14 protein-coding genes and 1 pseudogene are annotated in these 22,777 nt (G+C 70.3%); 7 read left to right on the forward strand and 8 right to left on the reverse strand.

Translation table 11 applies throughout. The annotated features are described in order from the left end of the window. Nucleotides 1-560: 560 nt before the first annotated feature. Together SRB17_RS24265 and SRB17_RS24270 are read left to right on the forward strand one after the other, a co-directional pair. Entirely contained in the window at nucleotides 561-3,842 is a 3,282-nt protein-coding gene (locus SRB17_RS24265; protein ID WP_323376170.1) for a lectin, read from the forward strand. A 474-nt stretch (nucleotides 3,843-4,316) separates the two neighbouring features. Beyond that, a complete protein-coding gene (locus SRB17_RS24270; RefSeq protein ID WP_228396215.1) occupies nucleotides 4,317-4,634 on the forward strand; it encodes a hypothetical protein in 318 nt (105 codons plus the stop codon). A gap of 722 nt (nucleotides 4,635-5,356) precedes the next feature. Here SRB17_RS24270 and SRB17_RS24275 read toward each other — a convergent pair. Continuing rightward, a complete protein-coding gene (locus tag SRB17_RS24275; RefSeq protein ID WP_228396216.1) occupies nucleotides 5,357-6,298 on the reverse strand; it encodes an alpha/beta fold hydrolase in 942 nt (313 codons plus the stop codon). 336 nt (nucleotides 6,299-6,634) lie between these two features. Here SRB17_RS24275 and SRB17_RS46535 point away from each other — a divergent pair. Further along, a pseudogene (locus SRB17_RS46535) lies at nucleotides 6,635-6,842 on the forward strand (IS630 family transposase); the annotation flags it as partial. Nucleotides 6,843-6,881: 39 nt separating this feature from the next. Here SRB17_RS46535 and SRB17_RS24280 read toward each other — a convergent pair. From SRB17_RS24280 to SRB17_RS24305, 5 genes are all read right to left on the reverse strand, one after another. Then, nucleotides 6,882-7,100 (reverse strand): hypothetical protein, encoded by a 219-nt coding sequence (locus tag SRB17_RS24280; protein WP_153542123.1) that lies wholly within the window; start codon nucleotides 7,098-7,100, stop codon nucleotides 6,882-6,884. Between the two features lie 378 nt (nucleotides 7,101-7,478). Continuing rightward, nucleotides 7,479-9,311, reverse strand: coding sequence for a GMC family oxidoreductase (locus SRB17_RS24285; RefSeq protein ID WP_153542125.1), 1,833 nt, complete (start codon nucleotides 9,309-9,311; stop codon nucleotides 7,479-7,481). Then, complete coding sequence (locus SRB17_RS24290) at nucleotides 9,308-10,750, reverse strand: hypothetical protein (RefSeq protein ID WP_153542127.1); 1,443 nt, start codon at nucleotides 10,748-10,750, stop codon at nucleotides 9,308-9,310. The genes SRB17_RS24285 and SRB17_RS24290 overlap by 4 nt, the downstream gene beginning before the upstream one ends. After that, a complete protein-coding gene (locus tag SRB17_RS24295; protein ID WP_323376171.1) occupies nucleotides 10,747-11,433 on the reverse strand; it encodes a FadR/GntR family transcriptional regulator in 687 nt (228 codons plus the stop codon). The genes SRB17_RS24290 and SRB17_RS24295 overlap by 4 nt, the downstream gene beginning before the upstream one ends. A 402-nt stretch (nucleotides 11,434-11,835) precedes the next feature. Continuing rightward, the gene (locus SRB17_RS24305; RefSeq protein WP_323376172.1) at nucleotides 11,836-12,360 is read right to left on the reverse strand and encodes a polyketide cyclase; all 525 of its coding nucleotides are present in this window, start codon (nucleotides 12,358-12,360) and stop codon (nucleotides 11,836-11,838) included. Between the two features lie 276 nt (nucleotides 12,361-12,636). On the opposite strand from SRB17_RS24305, the gene SRB17_RS24310 reads away from it, so the two are divergent. The 3 genes from SRB17_RS24310 to SRB17_RS24320 all read left to right on the forward strand — a co-directional run bounded on the left by SRB17_RS24310 (nucleotide 12,637) and on the right by SRB17_RS24320 (nucleotide 16,203). Continuing rightward, nucleotides 12,637-12,963 carry a hypothetical protein gene (locus SRB17_RS24310; RefSeq protein WP_153542131.1) on the forward strand — a complete coding sequence of 109 codons (327 nt, stop codon included), beginning with the start codon at nucleotides 12,637-12,639 and terminating at the stop codon, nucleotides 12,961-12,963. Between the two features lie 3 nt (nucleotides 12,964-12,966). Further along, nucleotides 12,967-14,904, forward strand: a complete 1,938-nt coding sequence (locus tag SRB17_RS46540) for a hypothetical protein (RefSeq protein ID WP_228396217.1) — start codon at nucleotides 12,967-12,969, stop codon at nucleotides 14,902-14,904. A gap of 270 nt (nucleotides 14,905-15,174) precedes the next feature. Beyond that, on the forward strand, nucleotides 15,175-16,203 hold the full coding sequence (locus SRB17_RS24320) for a helix-turn-helix transcriptional regulator (RefSeq protein WP_153542133.1): 1,029 nt from the start codon (nucleotides 15,175-15,177) through the stop codon (nucleotides 16,201-16,203). A 141-nt stretch (nucleotides 16,204-16,344) separates the two neighbouring features. On the opposite strand, the gene SRB17_RS24325 is transcribed toward SRB17_RS24320, so the two are convergent. Continuing rightward, complete coding sequence (locus tag SRB17_RS24325) at nucleotides 16,345-18,933, reverse strand: carboxypeptidase regulatory-like domain-containing protein (RefSeq protein WP_323376173.1); 2,589 nt, start codon at nucleotides 18,931-18,933, stop codon at nucleotides 16,345-16,347. 625 nt (nucleotides 18,934-19,558) lie between these two features. Between SRB17_RS24325 and SRB17_RS24330 the strand changes: the two genes are divergently transcribed. Further along, nucleotides 19,559-20,338 (forward strand): class I SAM-dependent methyltransferase, encoded by a 780-nt coding sequence (locus tag SRB17_RS24330; protein WP_323376174.1) that lies wholly within the window; start codon nucleotides 19,559-19,561, stop codon nucleotides 20,336-20,338. A gap of 319 nt (nucleotides 20,339-20,657) precedes the next feature. Here SRB17_RS24330 and SRB17_RS24335 read toward each other — a convergent pair whose 3' ends face one another. Continuing rightward, on the reverse strand, nucleotides 20,658-22,292 hold the full coding sequence (locus SRB17_RS24335) for a CehA/McbA family metallohydrolase (protein WP_153542135.1): 1,635 nt from the start codon (nucleotides 22,290-22,292) through the stop codon (nucleotides 20,658-20,660). Nucleotides 22,293-22,777 lie beyond the last annotated feature (485 nt).

Raw genomic sequence — 22,777 nt, forward strand, 5'->3', positions numbered from 1 at the left:
CCTCGGCGGTGCCGGCACAAGGGAGCGGCACCGTACGCACGGCCTCAATAGTGTCACCCTGTCCGCCCATTGACCGTGTCGCCGGGCGGAACCCGGTGCGCTGCCCGTGTTCTCTTCGTCCTCGACCGCAGGAGGAGCGTGAAGTCGGGCCCGGGTCGACCCGGATCCACCAGGGGGCCGGAACCGCCGCCCGGCCGGGGCGGGTGTGGTGCTGAAGGCACCGGCTGTGAACTTCGCGCTCAGAAAGTGCTGTTGGCCTCGTTGACACGCCGTGAGCCCACGCGTTTCACTCGACACTCGTGTATGGCAACGTTGTCAGGCCACGAGGGCTGACAACGTTGCCTTCCACTGACGTCCGCATCCTTCGGCACGTCAGTACCTGTGCGAAGCACGAACCGCTGCGGAGGCAACCGATGGTCCGACCCCGACGTTCAGCTGCGCCACGTAACCGAAAGAGACTCCGCCAACGCCTGGCCGTGATCTCCGTCCTGGGCATCGCGGCACTCCCGCTCCCGGCGCTCGGGAACGCGTATGCCGCGGGCGCCGCGACACCAGCCTTGGTGAATGACCCTGCGTCACTCGTCAACCCTCTCATCGGCACCTCCGGAGAGGTGGACACCTTCCCCGGCCCCGACATGCCGGCCGGCATGGTGCAGTGGGGTCCCGACACGACGCCCGACCGCCCGTCCGGTGGCGGCTACGAGTACAACGACGGCAGAATTTCCGGCTTCAGCCTCACCCACGTCTCGGGACCCGGCTGCGGCGTGGCGGGCGATCTGCCCATCCTGCCGATGACCGGCACGCTGTCGGGCAACCTCGGCAACGCGTCCGTCGGCTTCAGCCACGACGACGAGCACACCGGCATCGGGTACTACAAGGTCACCGACGCGGGCGGGGTCACGACCCAGCTGACCGACACCACCCGCGCCGGCCTGGGAGCCTTCACCTTCCCCGCGGGCCGGCAGGCGAACCTGCTGTTCAAGCTCAGCGGCGGCGCCACGCAGGTGGACGGCACCCGTGTCCAGGTGGTGAACGACAAGGAGATCAGCGGCTCGGTCGACAGCGGTCACTTCTGCGGCGCGAACAACCGCTACACGCTGCATTTCGACATCAAGTTCGACCAGCCGTTCACGACCAGCGGCACCTGGGTCGGCAGCACCATCAACCCGAACGCGAGGTCGCTGACGGCCGGCAAGGCCCGGCAGAACCTGCAGACTCACCCGTCGAAGCCGCTGAAGGAAAGGCACTTCACCGTTCCCGCAGCCCCGTCGCCGACCGTGCACGGGAGCGCCGGCAAGTCCTCCGGCACGCCGTCCCCGGCCCCGAGCGCCAGCGGGGCGCCCCAGACGTCAGCCGCGGGCAAGACCGCCGCGAGCCCGTCCGCCCAGCCTCCCACGACAGGCGCGAACGGCATGTATCTGACGTTCGACACGTCCTCCAACCCGACGGTGAAGGCCAAAGTCGGCATCTCCTACACCAGTGACGCGGGCGCGGCGGCCAACCTCGCCACCGAGATCAAGAACTGGAACTTCGACGCCGTCGAGCAGGCCAACCACGACGCCTGGAACGCCGTACTGAACAAGGTCCGGATCGGCGGCGGCTCCTCGGACCAGCAGGTGCAGTTCTACACCGCGCTCTACCACGCGCTGCTGCACCCCAACGTCTTCTCGGACGCCAACGGCCAGTACATGGGCATGGACAACCAGGTCCACAAGCTGGCCAAGGGCCAGCAGGCCCAGTACGCCAACTACTCCGGCTGGGACACCTACCGCTCCCAGACCCAGCTCATGGCGATGGCCGAGCCCAAGGTCACCAGCGACGTCGTCACCTCGATGCTCAACGGCTACGACCAGACCGGCCTGCTGCCCAAGTGGGCCTCGAACAACGGCGAGAGCTACGTCATGGTCGGCGACCCGGCCGCCGGCATCATCGCCGACGCGTACGCCTTCGGCGCCCGCAGCTTCGACACGGACAAGGCGCTCGCCGCCCTGCAGCACGAGGCCACCGTCCCGAACAACGACCGCCCCGGCGAGTCGGTGCGGGACACCAAGGGCTATCTCCCGCTGGACGAGAACGACTACGGTTGCTGCAACTTCTACGGCCCGGTCTCCACGCAACTGGAGTACGACTCCGCCGACTACGCCCTGGCCGCCCTCGCGAAGTCGCTGGGCAAGACGGACGTCTACACGAAGTTCGCCACCCGCGCCCAGGACTGGATGAACGTCTTCAACCCGCAGACCGGCTACATGCAGGCGAAGAACAAGGACAGCCAGTTCGCGGGCGGCTTCACCCCGGGTACCTCCAACGGCTTCGTGGAGGGCACGTCGGCCCAGTACACGCCGATGGTCCCGTTCAACCTGCGGCAGCTCATCCAGGCGCGCGGCGGTGACAAGGCGTATTCGTCCTTCCTGGACAGTCTGCTGGACAACATCACCGACCCCGGCAACACCAACGCCAACCTGAGCAACGAGCCCAGCGTGGAGATCCCCTGGGAGTACGACTACACGGGCCAGCCGTGGAAGACCCAGGAGGCCGTCCGCGAGGCCCAGCAGAAGCTGTACTTCAACGCCCCGGTCGGCTCGTTCGGCAACGACGACCTCGGCGCGATGAGCTCCTGGTACGTCTGGTCCGAGCTGGGCATGTACCCCGAGACCCCGGGCACGGACACCCTGGCGCTGGGCAGCCCGGTGTTCCCGGTGGCCGAGGTGACCTTCGCGGGTGGCAAGACGGTGCAGATCAACGCGCCGCAGGCGGCGACCGACGCACCGTACGTGCAGTCCCTCGACGTCAGGGGCAAGGAGTGGAAGACCTCCTGGCTGACCTACCAGCAGTTCAAGGGAGCCGGCACGGTCGACTTCACCCTCGGCACCCAGCCGAACACGTCCTGGGCGTCCGACCCGTCGGCGGTGCCGCCGTCGGACACCACGGGCGGTGACCGGGTCCTGGCCGCGACCGGCCCCTCAAGCGACGGCCTGGTACTCCAGCCGGGCGCCTCCGGTGACGCCACCCTCGCGCTCACCAACCTCGGCAGCAAGGACGTCACGGTCGACTGGAAGGCGACGGCGCCCTCCGGCGTCACGCTCGACACGTCCTCCGGCTCGGTGGACGTGCCCGCCTCGGGCAGCGCCGAGGCCAAGGTCCACGTGACAGCGGGCGCGAGCGAAGGAACGTTCCCCGTCACCTTCGCGCTGACCGACCACAGCACCGGGGCGGCACTGAACGGCGCGGCCCTCCGCGTGGCCGTGGCCAAGGCCGGCGAACTGTGGCCGTACGCGACCAACGAAGGCATCTACCCCGACGGCGCGAGCTTCTCGGGCGGCTTCGACGACGGCGGCTGGGCGTTCTCGCAGAACGCACTGTCGACCGCCGGTGTCACGAGCGGCTCCACCGTCACGGTCGACGGCATCCCCTACCTCTGGCCGACCGTGAAGTCCGGCCAGTTGGACAACCTGGAGATGGCCGGCCAGACCATCCCGATGCCGGCCGGTACGTCGGGTGCGTCGCTGGGCCTGCTGGGCACGGCCACCAACGCACCGACCGACGGCAGCGGGGTCTCCGGCACGGTCACCGTCACCTACACCGACGGCACCACCGCCAAGGCGACGGTCGGCTTCTCCGACTGGACGCTCAACGCCGGCTCGAGCAAGCCGCTCCCGGGTGAAACCACGGCCGTCACAACGGCCTACCGGAACACCGGCAGCGGGGGCCGGGACGGTGTGAAGACCTACGTCTTCGCCACCAAGGTCCCCCTCGACGCCTCCAAGCAGGTGGCGTCGATCACGCTGCCGGTGACCGGCTCGACAGGCACCGACCATCTCTTCGCCTACGGCTTCGGCCAGTGAGACCCGGCAGCCACTGACGAGGGTGGGCCGGTCCCGGGGACACGCATCCCAGGACCGGCCCACCTGGCGCGCCGCACCAAGGTGATGTGCGGCAGGCGCCGACCAAGGCGGTGAGTGAACCCGAAGGGGCCCTGCGAGTCGACGGTGTGCAGCGGGATCGGCGCCCGTCGCCGGGCGCTGAAGAATCTCCGCGCCGTGCTGTCAGGTACGGCGGCCCCTGTCCGGCCACAAGCTCGTGCGGCCGGTACGACGGTCCCCCAGCACCGGCACCGCCTTGGTCGTGCATCTGCTCGCCGGCGTCCCGAGCCGGCCGGACGCGCTGTCCCCTGAAGGGGGTGCAACACGGGTCCTGCACCGCCACCTGCGCCGGCGCTATGCCCACGCCCGCCGTCCCGACGTGCTCACCTGCCGGCGCGGAATCTGACCGCTGGGAGGACGGGCGAAACGCTTTGCTTGATCAATCCGATCACGCCTATGGCGCCGACGATCGGAACGGGCGCCCATCTAATGGCGCCTGGAGCGCAGGGGGGTGGTTGGGCCTTCCCCCCGAGGCAGTACAACTTCACCAACTGGATCTTCTTCGGGACCGAAATGCGTGCCCAGTCCGTCGACTGGTTTCTGGAGCAACTACGGAGCGTGGCGCGGATTCCAGCCTCCGATGACGACAATGACCTGATCACCGGTCTGTTCCTCGTCAGTCACGAGGTCGATGGCATGAGGGAGTGGCAGGTCCGCGACGGCATCGTCGTGATTCGAGCCGCGAGCGGGGCGTATCAGTTCCTCGACGAGTAGGGCGTTCGGTCTGCTGGTGAGGAGCCTTCGACGTAAGACCGCGACGGTGTGGGCGTCGATGGAGATCACGTCACCGTCGTGGAGCAATCGTCTCGCAGGACATCGTGGATCGTTCGGCCTCGGCGTCGATGCCGCACTGGCGGCCGGCGCGTTTCGGGGCTGACCGCAGCTGCGGGAGTGAGCCTGGCGTGATGCCGTGCGCGCGGCTCGTCGGCGAGGGCACGCGTCGGCGAGGATCCCGAGGCAGCCGAACATTCAGGACGTGACACGGCCCGGCTGCGCGAGGGCGTCCGTGCGTGGTCTCCGATGCCGGTGTCGAGGACGGATCGGTCAGGCGGGCGGGGCGTACGTGCCGCGTGGCGGGACGCGGGCTGGGATCGGCTGCGCAGCGCCGGGCTTGGGCTCCCCAGTCGTGGCCGCGGGTGCCGACGGGCTGCACGACGTCCAGCAGCTCGTGTGTCTCCGAGAGGGCGAACGGCCGCAGGCGCGGCTCGCGCAGCTCGGCATGCCGAAGGTGAGGCTGAGGAGTTCCGGACGCGTCCATCTCGCGGGATCGGGACGGCCAACAGAGTCGGCGGGTCCGTGGCGTCCGGCCCGGACGAGTGAGGTCCCACTCCGTGTGGCTTCGTATGATTCGAGGAGGAGGAATCGTAGGCGGTAGCCACCTGGACCCCACCAGGCGTGCGGACCCTCCAGGCGCCCCCACTGGCGCTTCTTCCGCGTCAGTGCGTGTGGCGGCTCAGCCGGCGGCCGAGGAGCACGACTGCCGCGCCGGCGACCAGGGATGCTGCCGCGATACCGCCCAGGGATGCGACAGCGATACCGCCCAGGGTGATCGCCTTCGTGTCAGGCCTCGAAGTAGCGGTGGTCGCGAGCGCCGGGCGATCAGGATCGGCGGCGGCGGTGGTCGTCGCGGTGGCGGTGGCGGCCTGAAGGATCAGATTCGCGACGGCGTCGGGGCGGGCGATCAGGGACACGTGACAGGTGTTGATCTCCACGGTGTGGGAGTGGGCGCGCTTGGCCTCGAAGCGTTCCTGGTCCGGATTGATGGTCATGTCCTGTCGGCCTACGAGGGCCCAGGACGGGATGCTCTTCCAGGCCGCCACCTTGGCCTTCTCCGAGAAGGTGGTGGTCGCTGCGGGCCGCTGGGTGACCGCCAGCAGCGACGCCTGGCCGGCCGACAGGCAGGCTGCGAAGACCGGGTGCACCTTGCCGGGCTTGAGGTACAGGTCGGTTCCGCTGGTGCCGTCGGTCCGGTACGGGACGGACGTGGTGGCGGTGCCGAGAGCACTGGGGAACCGGGCGGACAAAGACATGCCGCTCTCGCCCACGTCCGGCATCAGCGCCGAGACGTAGACCAACGACTTGACCTGGGGATTTCCTGCAGCGGCGGTGCTGATCACTGCTCCGCCGTAGGAGTGGCCGGCCAGCACGATGGGTCCCTTGACGCTCTTGAGTACGGAGGCGATGTAGGCGGAGTCGCTGTACAGGCCGCGCAGCGGGTTGGCCGGGGCCATGACCCTGTAGCCGCGGCGTTCGAGCCGTTCGATCACTCCGTTCCAGCTCGAGCCGTCGGCGAAGGCACCGTGCACCAGCACGATGGTGGGTTTGGCGCCGCCCCCGCCGACGTCCGCGACAGCCGGCGTCGCCGTGACCGTGCACAAGGTGGCGACCGTGCATCCCGCCGCCGCGACGCGGAGACGCCGTGTGCGGCGTCCTATGTCAGGGACCGCAGATGCCGTCATGCTGAACTCGCTTTCCCTTGAGGCCTATGGCCACCAGCGTTCACGCCTCCGACCTTCCAGGCCCCTCATGCGGTGCAATCGGGTGAAAACCGGTGGGACATCGAGGTGAAAGCCGGGCGGGTCGCGTTCGTCGACGAACGAGAGCCGCAGTGAGTGCCCGCTCGCAGTGGTAGACGCTGTACGGCGTGGAGAAGAGCCGATAGCTGCGTGCCTGGAGCGGTGGTGGAGCCGGTTTGGATCACCGTGGTGATCTTCTGGGCCGACCCGATCGAGGCCCACTTCGGCCCACTGCGACAGTTCTCCCTGGCCAACGCCCACCGGCCCAACCCCACCGTGCAGACCCTGGCCCTGCACGGCTGCCTGCGCCGGCGCCACCCCAACACCCGCCACCCCGACGTCCTCGCTGCACAACGCCGAGAACGCGCGCATCCCCAGCGAAAAGGGCATCCGGTGGGGCGGACGCCCCCGCACGCCGGCAGCGGGAGAGCCGAGCAACGCGCTGCTACGCCGACTCCGCCCGGAACTCGACGTGGGGGTCAGTGACGTAGTCGCGCCACCCTTCCCGGTGCCCCTGGGCCATCAGCCGGTAGTAGACCGTCTCCCTCCGTTCGCCGCCGATGTTGTGGCCGAGCAGGTAGTGGGCGAGAAGAACGCTTCCAGCGGTGCCGGTGGCCTGCACGGGGTCGCCCAGTTCAACGGGCGGGTACGGGCCGGGCGCCATGTCCTGAAGGCGCAGTGCGTCGGGTCCGCGTTCGGCCAGGGCGGCAGCGTCAGGGCGAGCTGCGCGAACTCCGGCTCGCACACGCTCAGCCCGGGCCGCAGCAGCTCACGCGTGAGTTTGGTCCGCGGTTTCCGCTCCAGCATCCTCTCGACGATCCGTCGCCCTCGCGCGATCTGCGCCGCGTCCAGCACGTCCGGCACGACGACGAATCCGTCGCGAAGGAAGGAGGCTCGCATCTCGGCGGTGATCTGCCCCATGTCGCCAGTGCAAGAGGCAGTGGAGGTCTCGGACAACCGAATGTCCTCTTGCCGCTTGAGACAGAAAAGGGCCTTCCATGCGCAGACCGCACCGCACCACCACGAACATCGTCCCGGGTGGTCATGTGCCGACATGTGCGGTTGTTGCGGCCAGGGCTGCCGCCATGATGCTCAGTTGGGGGTTCACCTGCGGGCAGCTGGGGAGTACGGAGGCATCTGTGACGAGCACTCCGTGTACCCCGCGGAGCCGGCCCACGGGGTCGGCCGGGAACCGCTGGGGGTTCGCGCCCGCGGCGACCGTGCCGGTGGGGTGGTAGGCCGACAGGTGCAGCTGCCGAGCGGTGCTGGCGGCGAGTACGGCGTCCAACTCGGCGAGGCTGCGCACGCGTGGTGTGCGGGGGATGCCGGTGAGCACTTCTTCGGCGCCCGCGGCGAAGAGCAACTCGCCCATGGCGCGGACGGCTTTCGTCAGGCGTGCCCCGTCGCGGCGGTCCAGGTCGTAGCGGATCAGTGTGCGGTCACGGCCGAGGACACGCCCGCGGGGGCGGTCGGCGATCATCGCACCGAGTGTCGCGAGCCGGTCGGCGTTCTCCAGTTCGTGCCGTAGTTCGGCACCCAGTCCGGGAAGGACGAAGGAGCCCATGCCGGGCGGGGTGGCGGTGGCCTCGATGAGGATCCCCTCATCGTGGTGTTGCTCCACGCCGACGCTCTGCAGTACGCCCTTCCAGGCGATGACGGGCTGGGCGAAGCGTCCGGCGACGCTCGTGGCCGGGTGCACGCTGAGGTTGCGGCCGAGGCGGGGATGCCGGCCGAGGCCGGAGCGGCGCAGCAGCGGTGGGGTCTGCAGTGCGCCGGCCGCGACGACGACCAGGGGCGCGAGGATCTCTACCGCGCCGTCCTTGCGGTGCACGCGCACCCCTGCCGCCCGCGGGCCACCGGGCCGGTCCGCGTCGACGAGGATGCGCTCGGCCCGTGCCCCGGTCACGATGCGGGCACCTGCCGCGCAGGCGTCGGGCAGCACGGAGAGCTGGACGCTCTGTTTGGCGCCGGTGGGGCAGCCCACCACGCACTGGCAGGAGCCCTGGCAGCCGGTTGCGTTCCGGCGCAGGGGCGCGGCCTGCCAGCCGAGTGCGCGGGCGCCGATGAGCGCAAGACGGCCGTTGGCGCCGAGGACGTCGAGGGGCTGGGTGGCCACGTGCAGGGTGCGTTCGACCTCGTCCAGGTACTGGTCGAAGCCGTCCGCGAGCGTGAAGCCGAAGTCCAGGCTCCAGCGGGCGAGGACGCGGGACGGAGTCCGGTAACAGGTACCGGAGTTGACGAGGGTGGTGCCGCCGACTGCCCGGCCCGTCGGCAGGAGCAGGGGAGGGTTGCCCAGGGCGACGGTCGCTCCGCCGTCCCGGTAGAGCCCGGTGAACCGGTCGAGGGGCGTACGCCGGCCGAACGACTCGGTCGGGTGGTGCTGTCCCTCTTCGAGAACGACGACGTCGAGGCCCGCGCGAGCCAGGGTCCGCGCCGCCATGGCTCCGCCCGCGCCCGAGCCGATGACCACGGCGTCGGCGGTGGTACGGGCGGGCCAGGCGGACGCGGGTGTCAGGTTCAGCGGCGGGTCCTGCCGTATGAGGGCCGGCGGTACGGGGCCGTCCTGGAGCATTCGTTCGGTGCCGGCCGCCAGGAGGACCGGTACCTTCAGCACGTCCAGCAGCGGGAGGAGGGCGGGACGTGCGGTGAGCCTGCGGAGTACTAACCCCCTTTCGTGCGAGGAGAGTTGGGAGAGATGGCGCCCAGTGCGTGCCAGGGCGTACGCGTCGATGCCGCGCGCCGCTGCCCGCAGCCCGGCCCGGGCGGCGAGCGGTGTGGCGGCGAGGAGGGTCTCCAGCCGGGCGGGGACGCGGCGGGGCCAGTCGGTGGTGCCGTCGTCGGCGATGAGGGCGGACACGAGGCCGGCGAGAGTCATCGTGTGCCCACCTCCGCGTGGGCCGTGCCGTCGAGTCTCCACTCCGCCTCGGTGCGCCAGCCGCCGAACCACCATCGCTGGAGCAGGACGTGGGCGTCGGCGCGTTCGCTGTTGCGGCACGTCGCACGGCGGCCGTCCGGGTCGGTGTAGTCCAGGGCGAGCGTACGGTCGGGCGGCTGCGTGACCTCGACGCGGATCCGGCGCAGGCCGGCGCGGCCGGTGACCGTCCACGTGGGCAGGCCGATACGCGCACGGAAGCGGCCCGCGCCGGCCCAGCCGACGGCCGGCCGTTCGGGGCGCCGTGGCCAGCAGCGGCCGTTTCGGCGCAGCCGGAGAAAGACCAGGGGCGGAAGATTGCGCAGGCCTGGACGCATGGATACGGCCGCGACGATCTCCAGGACGTCTCCGCCGCCGAGGTCCGCGTGCAGCCAGGCCCAGCGGCGGGCGTTGCCCTGACCGTAGATCCGGGCCGAGGCACCCGGCGCCGCGCCGAGCGTCAGTGTCGTACCGTCGTGGCTGAGGGTGCCGTCGTAGAGGGCTCGCGCGGCAGGGAGCATGTGGGCGGCCGGCAGCAGCGGCCGACGCCAGGACCAGCGGGGAAAGGTGAACAGCGGCTCGTCCGCGGGCCGTTCGGTGAGGTCCCAGCGCAATGCCCCGTCTGCGGTGGACCCGGTCAGGCGCCCGGGTCGGACCGTGACCCCGTCGGCGCTGAAGCCGGGCTGCCCGGAAGTCCACGGAACCGGGCCGAACCGGGCGTGCCGCACCGGGCCGTCCTTGGGGAACATGGCCGCCCAGCCGTGCGCGTACGGCGGGGATCCGTCGGCCGGCACGGTCAGTTCGTGATGCAGCCAGAGTCCGCTGCCGGAGCCCGGATCGGTGATGGTGGTGTACCAGACCTCCATCCGGCCCTGTTCTCCGCGCCAGCGGGGCGCGAGCAGAGCACCGGGATCCTCCCGCCGCGGGAAGCGGAAACTGGCAAGGAATGCCGGCAGTCGGGTGGCGAGGGGGAAGCGGAGGGTGCCGGTTGCGATCGGCATGGCGTCCTCGAAGACGGTGTACGGCAACACGGTCATCGAGGCGATGGGCCTGCGCCAGGTGATGGACTTCCAGCCGTCGAGGGTGAGCCGTCGGCCGTCCGCGGTGAAGGTGATGCGGTAACGGATGCGGCGGCGCGCGAGGGGCGAGATCTCCAACTCGCCGTGGGCGTGAGGGTCGTCGGCCCATCCGGCGACACGGATCCGGCCGGTCGCGCGGGCACGGGTGGTACCGAAGGGCTTCAGCAGGTGGTCCGCCGAGACGGTCAGATCGAGGCGGATCCGTCGGGCGTGACCCTCGCCGTCGAGCGTGAGGGTACCGAGCATCGTCTCGCTGAAGCCGGTACCACGGGCTGATCGGCCCCCGTCGCTCCCGCACTTGCCTGCGGCTGTGTCCGCGCTCATGCGAGAGCCTTCAGCATGATCCGTTCGGTCGCCGTCAGATACTGCTCGGCCGCCCGCCGGGCGCCGGCCTCGTCGCCCGCCCCGACCGCGTCGATGACCGGCCGCAGGCGTGCGTGGGCGACCCGGGCGTCCTCGAACGGTGCCCTGAGCGCCGCGCGCACGGGCAGATAGGCGTTGAAGAGGGTGTTGGTCAGCAGGACGTAGACGCGGTTGCCGGTAGCGCGTGCCAGGGCTCGGTGGACCTCGATGTCCGCAAGCTGAACGGCATCGGCGTCCGCCGCCCCCGCCACACCCTCCAGGAGCGTACAGAGCTCGGCACGCTGCGGGCCGGTGGCCCGCGCCGCGGCGCGCTCGGCGATCAACGCGCCGATGTGACGCCGCACTTCGAAGACCTCGCTGATCCAGTCGGGGCTGTGCCGCACGAGCATGGGCAGCAGATCGGTGCCGCCCAGGCGCAGGTAGTCCCGGACACGGGTGCCGACACCGTGCCGCGTCTCCAGAAGTCCGGCCTGCACCAGACGCCCGAACGCGTGCTTGAGGGTGGTGCGCGTGACGCCGTAGCCGTGGGCGAGCGTGCGTTCCGGCGGCAGATAACTGCCGGCCGGGTGCTGTCCGGCGAGGATGTCCTCGCGCAGACGGCTCTCCAGGACATCGACGATGGTTTCGCGGGGCAGTGCTTCCACGCAGTCCTCCCGGTGGCTCAGTGGCTGATCCACTGAACCAATGTCCGCCTCCGGAGTCAATGCCCATGACAACAGGCCGTGAGCCTCAGGGAGAGACAGGCGAATCCGCGCCATACGCCTGCGGCGTGGCGAACTGGCGACGGTCAGTGGGTGCAGCGTTCTGGGTCGTGGACCGGGCTCTGGGCGGGCGGCAGCGTCCGACCCGGATCCAGAAATGGGGAGCCCGACACTTCTCACGGCCGCGGCAGAGCGGCTCCGGCAGCGCCGGCTAAAACGTCTGGGCCTATGGGACGGATCGTGAGGGCGTGGGGCGAGCTGTCCTAGTGGTCCCTGGCCCTGGGTGCTGAAGCGACGGTGTCCGACTGATGCCCGCATTGCCGGCATCTTCGTTCGAGTGGACTGCTACAGCCGCCCGCCGGGCGCCTGGCCGCTGGGCCTGCAGGTCCGGGACGTCGGTGCGGCAAGCTCGGCCAGGTGATGGAGCGAGTTGGTGAGATGTTCCGGGCCGAAGGGCGGGAACTGGATACCGCGCTCGCGGATGTACTGCGGCACTGCCGACCAGTCGTAGGTGAGCGTGACCTCGGTCTCGGACCAGCCGAGGGGTGTGAGGTCGTAACGCCAGATCCAACCGCCGAACTCCAGGCGCCCATCACTCGTTTTCTGTCCCGTCAGCCAGCCGATGGCGCGTGGCGGGTCGAGCACCTGGACCTTGTTGACCACCTCGTAGTCACCGTTTGGATGGTTGGCGTGATACATGCCCATCCGGAAAATCTGCCCCACCTCGGTCAGCGGCGCCCGGTCGACGGGCTGCTGGACCCAGCCGGTGCCGTCGATCGCAGCATGGGTCGTCGGGTCCGCCAGCACCGCGAACACCCTCGCGGCGGGCACGGGGAAAGTCAGGGTGGCGCTCACGCTCTCCTGGTCCACGGTTGCACGCTCCTTGTCATCTCATCTCGGGCCTCCCACGATCGCGGAAGGGGACGGCCCACACATGCAGACGACGCGGCGAGGCGGAACTCATCGGTCGGGGGCCGCCTCCTCGACCGGGTCTTCACCGATCCCGCCCAATACCGCCAACTCCTCCAACGAAGCAGGGTTTTCCCTGGCACAGAGGCACTCCGACCACCGGCCAACCGATCCCGTCAGCCACTAGGGTGGCGGGTGACCCTGCATCCCACTCCGGTAGCGACAGGAGCAGGACTGATGACCGGCTACGTGATGGCTGCCACCGATGCCGACGGGAAACGGCTCGCGGAACGTATCGTCTCCACGGCACCCACCCTCGGCGAAGCAGCCGATTACGGCAACAGCCACCGTACGAACTACGTGTCGGTCCGTCATGGCCACGACGACATCACCCTCTATGGGAGGGACGCCACAGGCACCTGGTCGGTCCTCGTCGCCCATGCCCCCGCCCCCGTCGTCGTGGAAATGCGCCGCAGGCACGATGCCCTGAGCCGGTCGGAGCCGGCCTGGGACGACAGCCCTCCGGTCGGCTTCGAGTACGCCCCCACTCCTGAAGACGACTAGGTGTTGACCGCCATCGACGTAAACGGCCAGGCTTTCGGCGATCGCGTCAGCTCCACGGTGCCCACGCTCGCCGAGGCCGCCGAACTCGGCGATCTCCACGAGGCGGACTACGTCGTAGCCGGCCGGGACGGCGGCGACGCGGTCACGCTCTACGGGCGGGACGCCGGCGGCTCCTGGTCGGTGATCACGGCCGATGTCCATGCCGAGACGGCCGAGGAGGTGTGCCTCTGGTTCGACCTCACGCAGCACTACCGCGGCAGGTCGTCCGTCGGCACCGCCCCCGGCGGCCAGGCCGGCCACCCTCTCGACCACGTCTCGACGCCCGAGGGCGGACAGCTGGCCGCAGCACGGGCGATCTCACTGGTCGTGGAGCGGATCCGCGCCCGCCGCCTCGACTACCCCACGCAGGGCCTGGCGGCGGACCGCTTCGAGGCGGGGTGGAGCGTATACGCGCCGGTGGACATCGACGAAAGCGATCCGATGGCGTTCCTGGACATGCCGGTGGGCCGGTCGGTGTTCCTGGTGAGCGACATCGGGCGGGTCAAGGAGGTATCGAGCTCGATCCCTCCGCAGCAGGCGGAGGAGATGTTCCGCGCCGAAGAGGCGTACGTTCGCCGTAGGCCCGCCGAGGAAGGGTTCATGGCCGGCCTCAGGGACGAGGTCATGCGGCTCGACTCCGCGTCGGAAGGCCCCGCGGGCATCAGTTCGTTCACCATCGACGCCCCCACCGAGGAGGTCCTCGCGGCCAGGGCGTCCCGGCTGCTCGACCCGATCGCGCAGCAGTTGGCCGTGCTCGGCCCGCCGGGGTGGGACCGCTTCGTGGCGGCCTTCTCCTTCACGGTCTCCGGCGAGGTGGCCCAGCTTCGGTTCTGGTGCGGGAACACGAGCACCGACGTGCTGGTACCCGAGCAGATAGCCGTGCTGGTCCGCCGGCAGCGACACCTCGCCGCACAGATGCCGGCCGGACCATGGTGGCGCCTGCTGCTCGCCGTGAGCCACAGCGCTGGAACGGACGCCCGGATCACCACGGAGTACGACTACGGTGACCAGCCCTTCCCCGACGACCATCTGCTGGCGCCCGAACACTACCGCGACGACCTGGCCGCCTACCCGCGCGCCCATACACCGGCTTGGCTCTTTGAACACGCTGCCGCAGCCGCCGGGTTCGATCCCGCACACCGTACGGCACTGCGAGAGACCGGTGCGACGTCGGGGCGGCCCGACTCACGGCAGGACCAGCCCGCGCGACCCCCGAGGCGACCGGAGCCGGCCCCGCGACCTGCGGCGGCGGCCCCTGGCCCCCGGAACGCGTCCCCCGCGTCGACGCCCCCGCAGGACCCGATGCGGGCCGTGGGGCCGGCGCAGCCTGACCCGGTTCCGGTCCTCGACACCACGGTCGGCTGGACACATCTGCACGCCGACCCACGGGTGATCACGTACGGCCGGAAATCGATCGCGCTCGACGATGTGGAGTGGGTCGGTTACTCAGCGACCCGGATCGCCGAAAAACGCTTCATGTTCCCCACGTTGTACGACAACAAGTGGGACTTCAGGGTGGGGCGGTACCCGTACAACGGCGGGCCCAGGGTCGACGTGCGTTTCTCGAAGGGAGGCCGCCGAGCCGACCAGCCTGAGGAGTGGATCTTCCTGGTGAACCTGGCCAGGCACTACCTGGAGCCCCGGTTGCTCGCCGAACTGGTCGCCCGGGTTCGCCGAGGTGAGACCGTCACGGTCGGCGGCAGCCTGGAGGTGAGCCAGGGCGGCATCGCGTGTGCGAAGCCCCAGCTCTCCCTGCCGTGGGAGTCGATCAGCGCTCCACAGCTGTACAACGGCATGGTCTGCGTGTCTCAGGTGGGCGTCGAGAAGCCGGTGCTGACCGTACCCCTGAGCCACCCCAACGCGGCACTGATCCCGGACCTCTTGGCCGCACTCACGTCGTGATCGACGAGTACGGACCATCGCCCGTCCAGCACCGCCACCCGAGACCAACGTGCCGTGTGCGCGGTGCGTCGGGCGTTCACGCGCCAGCCGATCGTACGCTCGACTTCCAGCGGTGGAACGGGACGACGAATCCTTGGTGCCCTGGCGTTCGGCGGGGCCTCGTGCGGTGACGGCGCCGGGCCTGTCGGAACGGACGTAGCATCGACGTCGGTTCCCCACCCGTCACCTCGGGTTCGCCCGGCCTTGCAGCGCACAGGAGTGTCAGAGCCCATGGACGCACCCGCGGACAGCCCATGGTCGGGAACCGGTCTGGATGCGCGGACCGGGCGCGTGCTGGAGCACTTGGTGGCGGTGCCCTCGGCGGACGCAGCCGAGGTGGCGTCGGCGGCCGGCGTGTCCGCGGCGGACGCGGAACGGGCCCTGCGACACCTCGCCGACGCCTCGCTGGCACTGCGCATCGACGGCACCACGCCACGTTGGGCGGCCGGCCCCCCGCGCTCGTCCCTCGGCGCCCTGCTGGCCCGTCGGCGGGCCGAACTGGCACACGCCGAAGTGCTCGTGGAGCGCCTTCAAGAAATGTACGAGACCGTGTCCGGGCCGCGCGCGGCGCACCTGGTGGAGCTCCTGGAGCGCGAACAGCAGGTGTCGGCGCGCTACGGCCAGCTGCTCAAAGGATGCGCATCCGAGGTGTTGCACCTGGCGAAACCGCCGTACGTCACAGGTTCCGAGGCGTCCGCGGGGGAACTGGGCGTGGCGGACGGGGTGCGTATGCGCTCGGTGTACGAGACCGAGGGCTTCACCGACGCGGTGTCCCTGACCACGGCGTTGCGTGGCACCGGGCAGGGCGGGGAACTGCGGCTGGCGTCAGGGTTGCCGGTGAAGCTCGTGGTGTTCGACCGGGTGGCGGCCCTGCTTCCGGTGCACGGCGACCGGCCGGCCGCCGGCTCCCTGGTGGTCCACTCGCCCGCGCTCGTCGAGGCACTGGTGGCGCTGTTCGAGAGCGTGTGGGAACGCGCGGAGCCGGTGTCACTGTCCGGCCGGACCGACGCCCCGCCACCGACGCCCGAGGGTCCGCTGCCCGCAGACACCCCGGCGACACAGGAACCGGACCCCCGCACGCGGGAGATCCTGCACCTGATGGCCACCGGACTGAAGGACGACACGATCGCCCGTCTGCTCAAGGTGAGCCGTCGCACCGTTCAGAAACACGTCAGCGAGGCAGGCACCCGACTCGGCGCCCGCACCCGCTTCCAGATCGCCCTCCTGGCGGCAGAACGGGGGTGGCTGGAGGACCACTAGCAGACGCCGCTGCCAGTGGTCCTCCAGAAAGCCTCCGGCCCAAGCCCTCCGGCCCCGCCCTCGCGCCGCCGACTGGCGCCGCGGGCGGTGCCGTGCCCGTGGACACGGCACCGCCCGCGGCGCTCGACTGCTTCGCGGCGGCTACTTCGCGCCCTGCAACGCGAAGTCCTTCCGGGTGACCCCGTCCTCGCGCACCACCACCCGTCGCGTGAGCGTCACGTGGCCGTCCGCCGTGACGCCGAGGGTGTGGACGCCGGCGCCGGCCGAGAACAGGGTGTAGAGGCCGTCGCCGACGGCCGGGTCCTCGGGTGTGGCCACGGTGACCGCGGCGGTGTCCGGGGCCGAGGCGTCGGCGACCTTCGCGCCGGTGATCGCCTCGCCGGTCCGGGCGTCCTCGACGGTACCGACCGTCAGCCCGCCCGGGACCGGCTGCAGCGTCCGGTTCTGCACGCTCACATCGTCGATCGCCCAGAAGTACGCCCAGTTCGCGACGAAGTGGAAGCGCAGCCGTACGGACGGCTGTCCGGCGTACTGCCGCAGCGGGACTCTCACGGTGAGGTGGTCGGCCTCGCCGCTCGACTTGGGGCCGCCCCACACGTTCTGCCAGGTGGCGCCGTCGTCGCTGCTGGCGTCCACGGTCATGTGCTGCTGACCGGTGTTGGTGATGTAGTTGGTCTTGAACGTCAGCACGGCCGACTGGGCGTCGGACAGGTCGTAGGCGGGACTGACCAGTGAGGTGTCCTGGTGGGGTCCGAACGGCCCGTTGTCGCTCGCGGCGACCGCGAACGACCCGTTGCCACCTGTGGAGTTGCCCAGCTGGATCGGGTCGTCGAACCGCCAGCCGTTGTCGCTGCCGGGCGCGTTCGTCACTGTCCAGCCCTCGGGCGCGGCCGAGGCCGAGGCGAATCCCTCGGCGTGCTCGGTGGTGCGGAGGTCGTAGCCGACGGCGGTGGCCGCGTCCGGGTCGGCGGTCAGCGCCGCGTCGGCGGTCACCGTCCTGCCGCCCACCGTCACCTTGCGGGCGACGGCCTCGTAACCGGGCAGAGCGGCCGTGATGTTCAGGGTGTAACCCGCGTGCTTCGGCAGGGAGATGTCGTAGTCGCCGGTCACCGGGTCGGTCCACACCGGCGTCTCCGGTGAGCCCGCCACTGCGATCCGGGCGTACAGCGGCCAGCCGTGCCCGGATCCGTCCCGCACGGTCCCGCGCACATGCGTGCGGGGCAGCGCGGTGAGCCCGAAGTCGCGGGTCACCGTCTTGCCGTCCTCGATCTGCAGGGTGACCGGTGTCGTGGTGGTGTAGCCGAAGGCCGTGACGGTCAGCCCGCTCACCTCACCGGCGGGCAGGTTCAGGGTGTACGTGCCGTCGGTGCGGGTCGTGGCCACGTCGAGCCCTGAACCCACGGTGGCGCCGGCGACGGGCTTGCCGGTCCTGGCGTCCCTCACCTCGCCCGACAACGTGCCGCTCGGGCCGCTGCGGAAGGCCGCCAGGCCGGCCGGGGTGCCCAGACCGGTAGGGCCGTCGTAGCCGGTACCCGCCGTGCACAGGTAGGCGGTGGTGCAGGTGCCGTTGGACCCGGAGATGATGTCGTTCAGTCCGGCGCCGCCGGCGGCGTACGGATACGCGTTGGGGTAGGTGCCCGGGCGAGGGGAGCCGGCCAGCGCGTAGACGCCGGCGATCAACGGAGTGGAGGCGCTGGTGCCGCCGTAGCGCTGCCAGCCGGTGCCGAGCGAGCCGAACGTCGAGTAGACGGCAACGTTGTCAGCGACCGCCGACACGTCCGTGACACTGCGTCCCTGGCAGCCGGTGTCCTTCTGGAAGACGGGCTTGGGCTGGTACGACGCGCAGCCCGAGCCGGGCCCGTAGGGGGCCCGCTTCCACACCGTCTCCTCCCAGCCGCGCGGACTTGCCGGGTCGGCGACCAGATTCGTGCCGCCGACCGCCGTCACGGTGGGGAGGGTGGCCGGGAACGCGACGCCATAGCCGTTGTCCCCGCTCGCCGCGACGATCGCGACGCCGGGATGGTCGTAGGAGGAACCGTAGGCCGGTGCGTCGGTGGGGTAATCGCCGGAACGGCCATAGGAGTTGGAGACGTACTTCGCGCCCAGTGAGACCGCCTCGTCGACACCGGCCGCGAGCCGGTCGAGTCCGTCGTTGTCGGTCTCCACGAGCAGGATGTGGGCCTGCGGGGCGACCGCGGAGACCATGTCGAGGTCGAGGGCGATCTCACCGGCCCACATGTCGCTCGACGTCGGGTAGTCGGTGCCGCCGCGCTGGTCCACCTTCGTGAAGCAGCCGTTGGCCGTGGTGCACGCCGGCAGACCGTACTGGGCGCGGTAGACCGCGAGGTCCGCTTCGGCGTTCGGGTTGTCGTAGGCGTCGACGATGGCGATCGTCTGTCCCGCGCCGCCGTCGGCCGGGAGGCTGTAGGCGCTCTGGAGGTCTTGCGGACCGAGCCCCGGCGGCGTCTGTGCCGCGGCCAGCCGGAGCAGCGTGGGCTGCCCGGCGGAGCGCATGGCGTAGCACGATGCGTGCCCGTTGGCGGGGGTGCCGCACACGGGAGTCAGGTGGATGGCGGGGTCCTCGGTGCCGGACGCGGTGTCGAGGCGCGTCGTCCTGGTGCCGGCTGAGGGGTCCGGGGCCGGCGCGGCATGCGCGGGCGTCTGGATGCCCAGCAGGGCGAGGGCGGTGAGCCCCAGGGCGGCGGCACCGCGCCGGAGCGTCGTGGCCACGGATATGCGCTCTCTTCGGAGCGGGGATTCCTTCACTGCGTACCCATCGTGACGGGCCCTCGGTATCGGGCCGATGAGGAGGGAGAGGAGCTTGCGCGTAAGAACGCGTCCGCATAATTAGCCGGTTCGGAATGACGGGCTGTCAATACCTTCTTTGTTACGCGTTCAATTCCTGGAAACGGGCGGTGCGGTCCGAGGTTCTCACTTGTGCAGAATCACGTAGTGGAAGCGCAGAAGGGGTGGTCCGGCCGTAGATTTCGCGCCCAGACTGGATGGATGGATGGATGGATGGATGGATGGATGGATGGATGGATGGATGGATGGATGGATGGATGGAGCCGAAGGTGCGGGCCGATACCGAGTGGTCCGGCGAAAATCGGATCCCGACGGCCGCCGTCATTTCTTTGTGCGTCCGGTGAATTCGGAAACTGGGGTACGAGCCGACTGCCATTTTTGGTCCGTGGGACCGCGGCTGGGCGGAGGTCTGTGGGATGGGAGCCGATGCTGATCCGAGGCTGAGGCCGATGGGGGAGGAGGACCGACGCAAACGATCTCACCCGGGCTGGCGTCGCCGACGTGGTGAGGCGGGGTAGCCGACCGTCGGCAGCACCGCTAGCGTGACCGTGTGGACCAGGATGAACGGCTGCGTCACGCCTCGTCGTTCGGCGCGGCGGCGGGCGCATACGCCGAACACCGCCCGGACTACGCGCAAGCCGCGGTGCGCTGGGCGCTTCAACCCGCGCCGGGCCCGCGCGTGCTCGACCTCGGTGCCGGAACGGGCAAACTGACCGCCACGCTGGTCGCACTGGGTGCCGAAGTCATCGCAGTCGAGCCCGACCCGGGGATGCTGACCGAGTTGCGCCGCTCACTGCCGGATGTCCGTGCCCTGCCGGGCAGCGCCGAGGCGATACCGCTGCCGGACGCTTCTGTCGATGCCGTGCTGGCCGGGAACGCCATGCACTGGTTCGACATGGCCGTCGCGGGACCCGAGATCGCCAGGATCCTCGCGCCCAGCGGCATCCTGGCCGGCCTGTGGAACCTGATGGACGACCAGGTCGAGTGGGTTGCCGAACTCGCGCGGGTCAGCGGGAGTGCGGCCATCGGCCCGCGGGACACGCCCGCCAGCTGGCGCGCCGAGACGGCCGACATGCACCGTCCCAAGAACGGCGCGGCCGCCCGGTTCGGCTCACCGGAGCAGGCCGTGTTCCCGCACGGGCAGCGGCGTACCGCCGAATTTCTGGTCGCGACCATCGCGACGCGCGCGGGGGTGCTGGTCATGCCAGAGCAGGAACGAGAAGCCACGCTGGGCCGGATCCGTGCTTTCCTCGCGAGTAGACCGGAGACCGCCCGCGGCGAGTTCACTCTCCCGATGCTGACCGGCGTGCTGCGCGTCCGGCGGCTGTGAGGCATCACGTCGACAACGATCGATGACACACGGCCCGCCGTCTCACGACGACGGCGGATCCTCCACGTGGGCCGTCACGTTCGTGCGACGTCGCCAAGTCCAGAGAGAACCTACAGCTGCTGGCGAGTCGTCGCCGACGTCACCGACCTGGCCGCCGCCGATGGTCGCTGCAGGCGGACGCATCGAATGGTGGCTTGCCATGGGGCTGAGGCCTTCGGGGGGAGACGGCGAGCAGCTCGCACACCACGCCCCGGTTCCATCGCCTCCGCCGGGCCGGCGAGACGTGGAATCTCGCCGGCGCGGGAGGAACAAGCCCTTGTCAGCCGGCCGATGTGGTGGTCAGGAAGATCGGGTTGGTCAGGGCGGCCATGGGTCCGAACAGCAGGGCGTCCCCCATCGTGTTGCCCTGCCCCGGGCTTCCGTCCGCCATAGGGTGGCGCACTTCGGCGCGCACGTACGCCGCGAGTGAAGCGGTCGTCCGCCACACCACCGTGCCGGAGCCGGAGGCGTCCACCGATTCCTGGTGCATCTGGCCCTCGTCGGTGATGAAGCGGATGGTGCCGTGGGGTACGCCCTGGATGTCGAGGCGGACATCCACCGGCGCGTCGGCCGGCACACTGAGTTTCTCGCCGATACCGGCTTGTCCGCCGTGGCCGCTGGCGGTGAAGGTCAGCTTGACGGAGGCCGACTCAGCGATCCAGTTACGGCCCGCTCGGACGCCGTCCATGATCGAGTCGGTGGCCAGGTCGTCGGCGTACACCACGTTGTGCGGCAGGCCGATGACCTGCGGATCGCTGTGCGCGTCGCTGTTGCCCATGGCCGGGAGCCAGCGCTTGCCGGCGCGGACGGCTTCGCCGAGTTTCTGGTCCCAGGTGCTGACCGCGTGCTCGTCGTCGTAGGTCCACGGGCCGGTCCACACCTCGGTGGCGTCGGCGTCGTCGAAGCCGAACTTCCACTGACAGGCCACGTACGCGCAGTACATGTGCGCGGGGACCACGAGGCCGCCGCCGCGGCGCACCTGGCGCGCGAAGCGGCCGAAGGCGTCGTCGCGCGAGCGGTAGCGCCAGTCGATCCACTCGCCGGGCGGCAGCCCGAGGGCCAGCCAGTGCCCATTGCGGGTGGTGACTTCCTCACCCGTGATGATCAGCAGGTCCGGCCCGGCGTACTCGCCCCATACGCCGTGCGAGGCCGGGGTGTTGTGGTCGGTGGAGACGATGAAGTCCAGCCCGGCGGTACGGGCGCCGGCCGCGACCTCACTCGGCAGGCGCTTTCCGTCGGAGTAGACGGTGTGCAGGTGGCAGTCGCCGCGGTACCAGTCACGGCCACGTCCCTTGGCCCGCTGCGGTGGGTACTTGTTCACGTGGGCGGGGCCGGGCTCGCCGTAGGTCAGGGTCACCTGGACGCGGTAGTTCATGCCCTGGGGCGCCACCTGGTACGGCCCGAGTACGACGTGCCAGGTGCCGGCGCTGACCGGGCCGGGCAAGTACCCCGGCGTTGCGTCACTGTTGGAGATCTCGAACATGGTGCGGAACCCCCCGGACCAGCCGCGGAAACCACGGCCCCCGAGCGCGATGCCCCGCTCGTCGAACACGCCGATGTCACAGGAGTTGCCTGGTGTGCCGGCAGGGACAGTGGGCCTGTCGTAGGAGTACGAGACGGCGATCTTCTGCACGCCCTCGGGCACTTCGACGGGCAGGTAGACGAAGTCCGCGGCCCCGGTCTCCAGGAATCCGGTGATGACGCGGGTGGCCTCGGCACCGGCCGCTGGGGTGCCGTCGGAGGAGCCCTCGGCGGCCTGAGCGAAGGAGATCGGGGCGAGGGTCAGGGCGGCGGCGCCGGCCAGCCCCGCGGTGAGCAGCCGCCGCCGTCCCAGTCCAGCACCCGATTCGTCGCCGTGCGCGGCGTCGGGTTCGAGGGGATCCGTGTTGTGCTCGCAGTGTCCGTCAAGGCACATGTCGTCCTCAGCAGGGTCGGTGGGTGCACGATGCATGCACCGGAAGCCCTCAGACCCTGATCCGCCTTGGTGGACGGCGGGTGATACCGGACTGAAGGGTTTGCGGCACGCGGGCATCGGGCTGCCCTCCGCACGCCGGGCACGCGCCTCGGTGTGCGGTGCGCGGCTACCACCCTGTCGTTCCGAACGTCATCCGGTAGGAGCAGGCCCCACGCAAGGCATCGTCAGGCATCGTCGCCGAGTCATCGAAGGCGTACGAACAGACGTACGGCGTGGTCCGCTTGAACACCCGGCTGCAGGGGTGCAGTCCATCAGCCACATCGCGGGGGTCCGGTTCTGGCCCCCGCCCACGAGGATCTGTGGGAGAGCGCCGGTCATGCCCACTGGTCGAGGACCGCGACCGGGACCGGCACGGCTGCAACGGACGACCAGCTTGCTGCGCCGAGGGTCGACCCGTACACACTGCTCGCGGTGCGAGGTGACGC

The sequence above is a fragment of the Streptomyces sp. RB17 genome, from assembly GCF_009604455.1.
Lineage (GTDB): Bacteria > Actinomycetota > Actinomycetes > Streptomycetales > Streptomycetaceae > Streptomyces.

Excerpts from the sequence above, each read along its gene's own strand:
- SRB17_RS24270 (WP_228396215.1), top strand. The coding sequence starts at position 4,317 with ATGGCGCCGACGATCGGAACGGGCGCCCATCTAATGGCGCCTGGAGCG.
- SRB17_RS24290 (WP_153542127.1), bottom strand. The coding sequence starts at position 10,750 with ATGAGCGCGGACACAGCCGCAGGCAAGTGCGGGAGCGACGGGGGCCGA.
- SRB17_RS24310 (WP_153542131.1), top strand. The coding sequence starts at position 12,637 with ATGACCGGCTACGTGATGGCTGCCACCGATGCCGACGGGAAACGGCTC.
- SRB17_RS24285 (WP_153542125.1), bottom strand. The coding sequence starts at position 9,311 with ATGACTCTCGCCGGCCTCGTGTCCGCCCTCATCGCCGACGACGGCACC.
- SRB17_RS24280 (WP_153542123.1), bottom strand. The coding sequence starts at position 7,100 with ATGGCGCCCGGCCCGTACCCGCCCGTTGAACTGGGCGACCCCGTGCAG.
- SRB17_RS24335 (WP_153542135.1), bottom strand. The coding sequence starts at position 22,292 with ATGTGCCTTGACGGACACTGCGAGCACAACACGGATCCCCTCGAACCC.
- SRB17_RS24320 (WP_153542133.1), top strand. The coding sequence starts at position 15,175 with ATGGACGCACCCGCGGACAGCCCATGGTCGGGAACCGGTCTGGATGCG.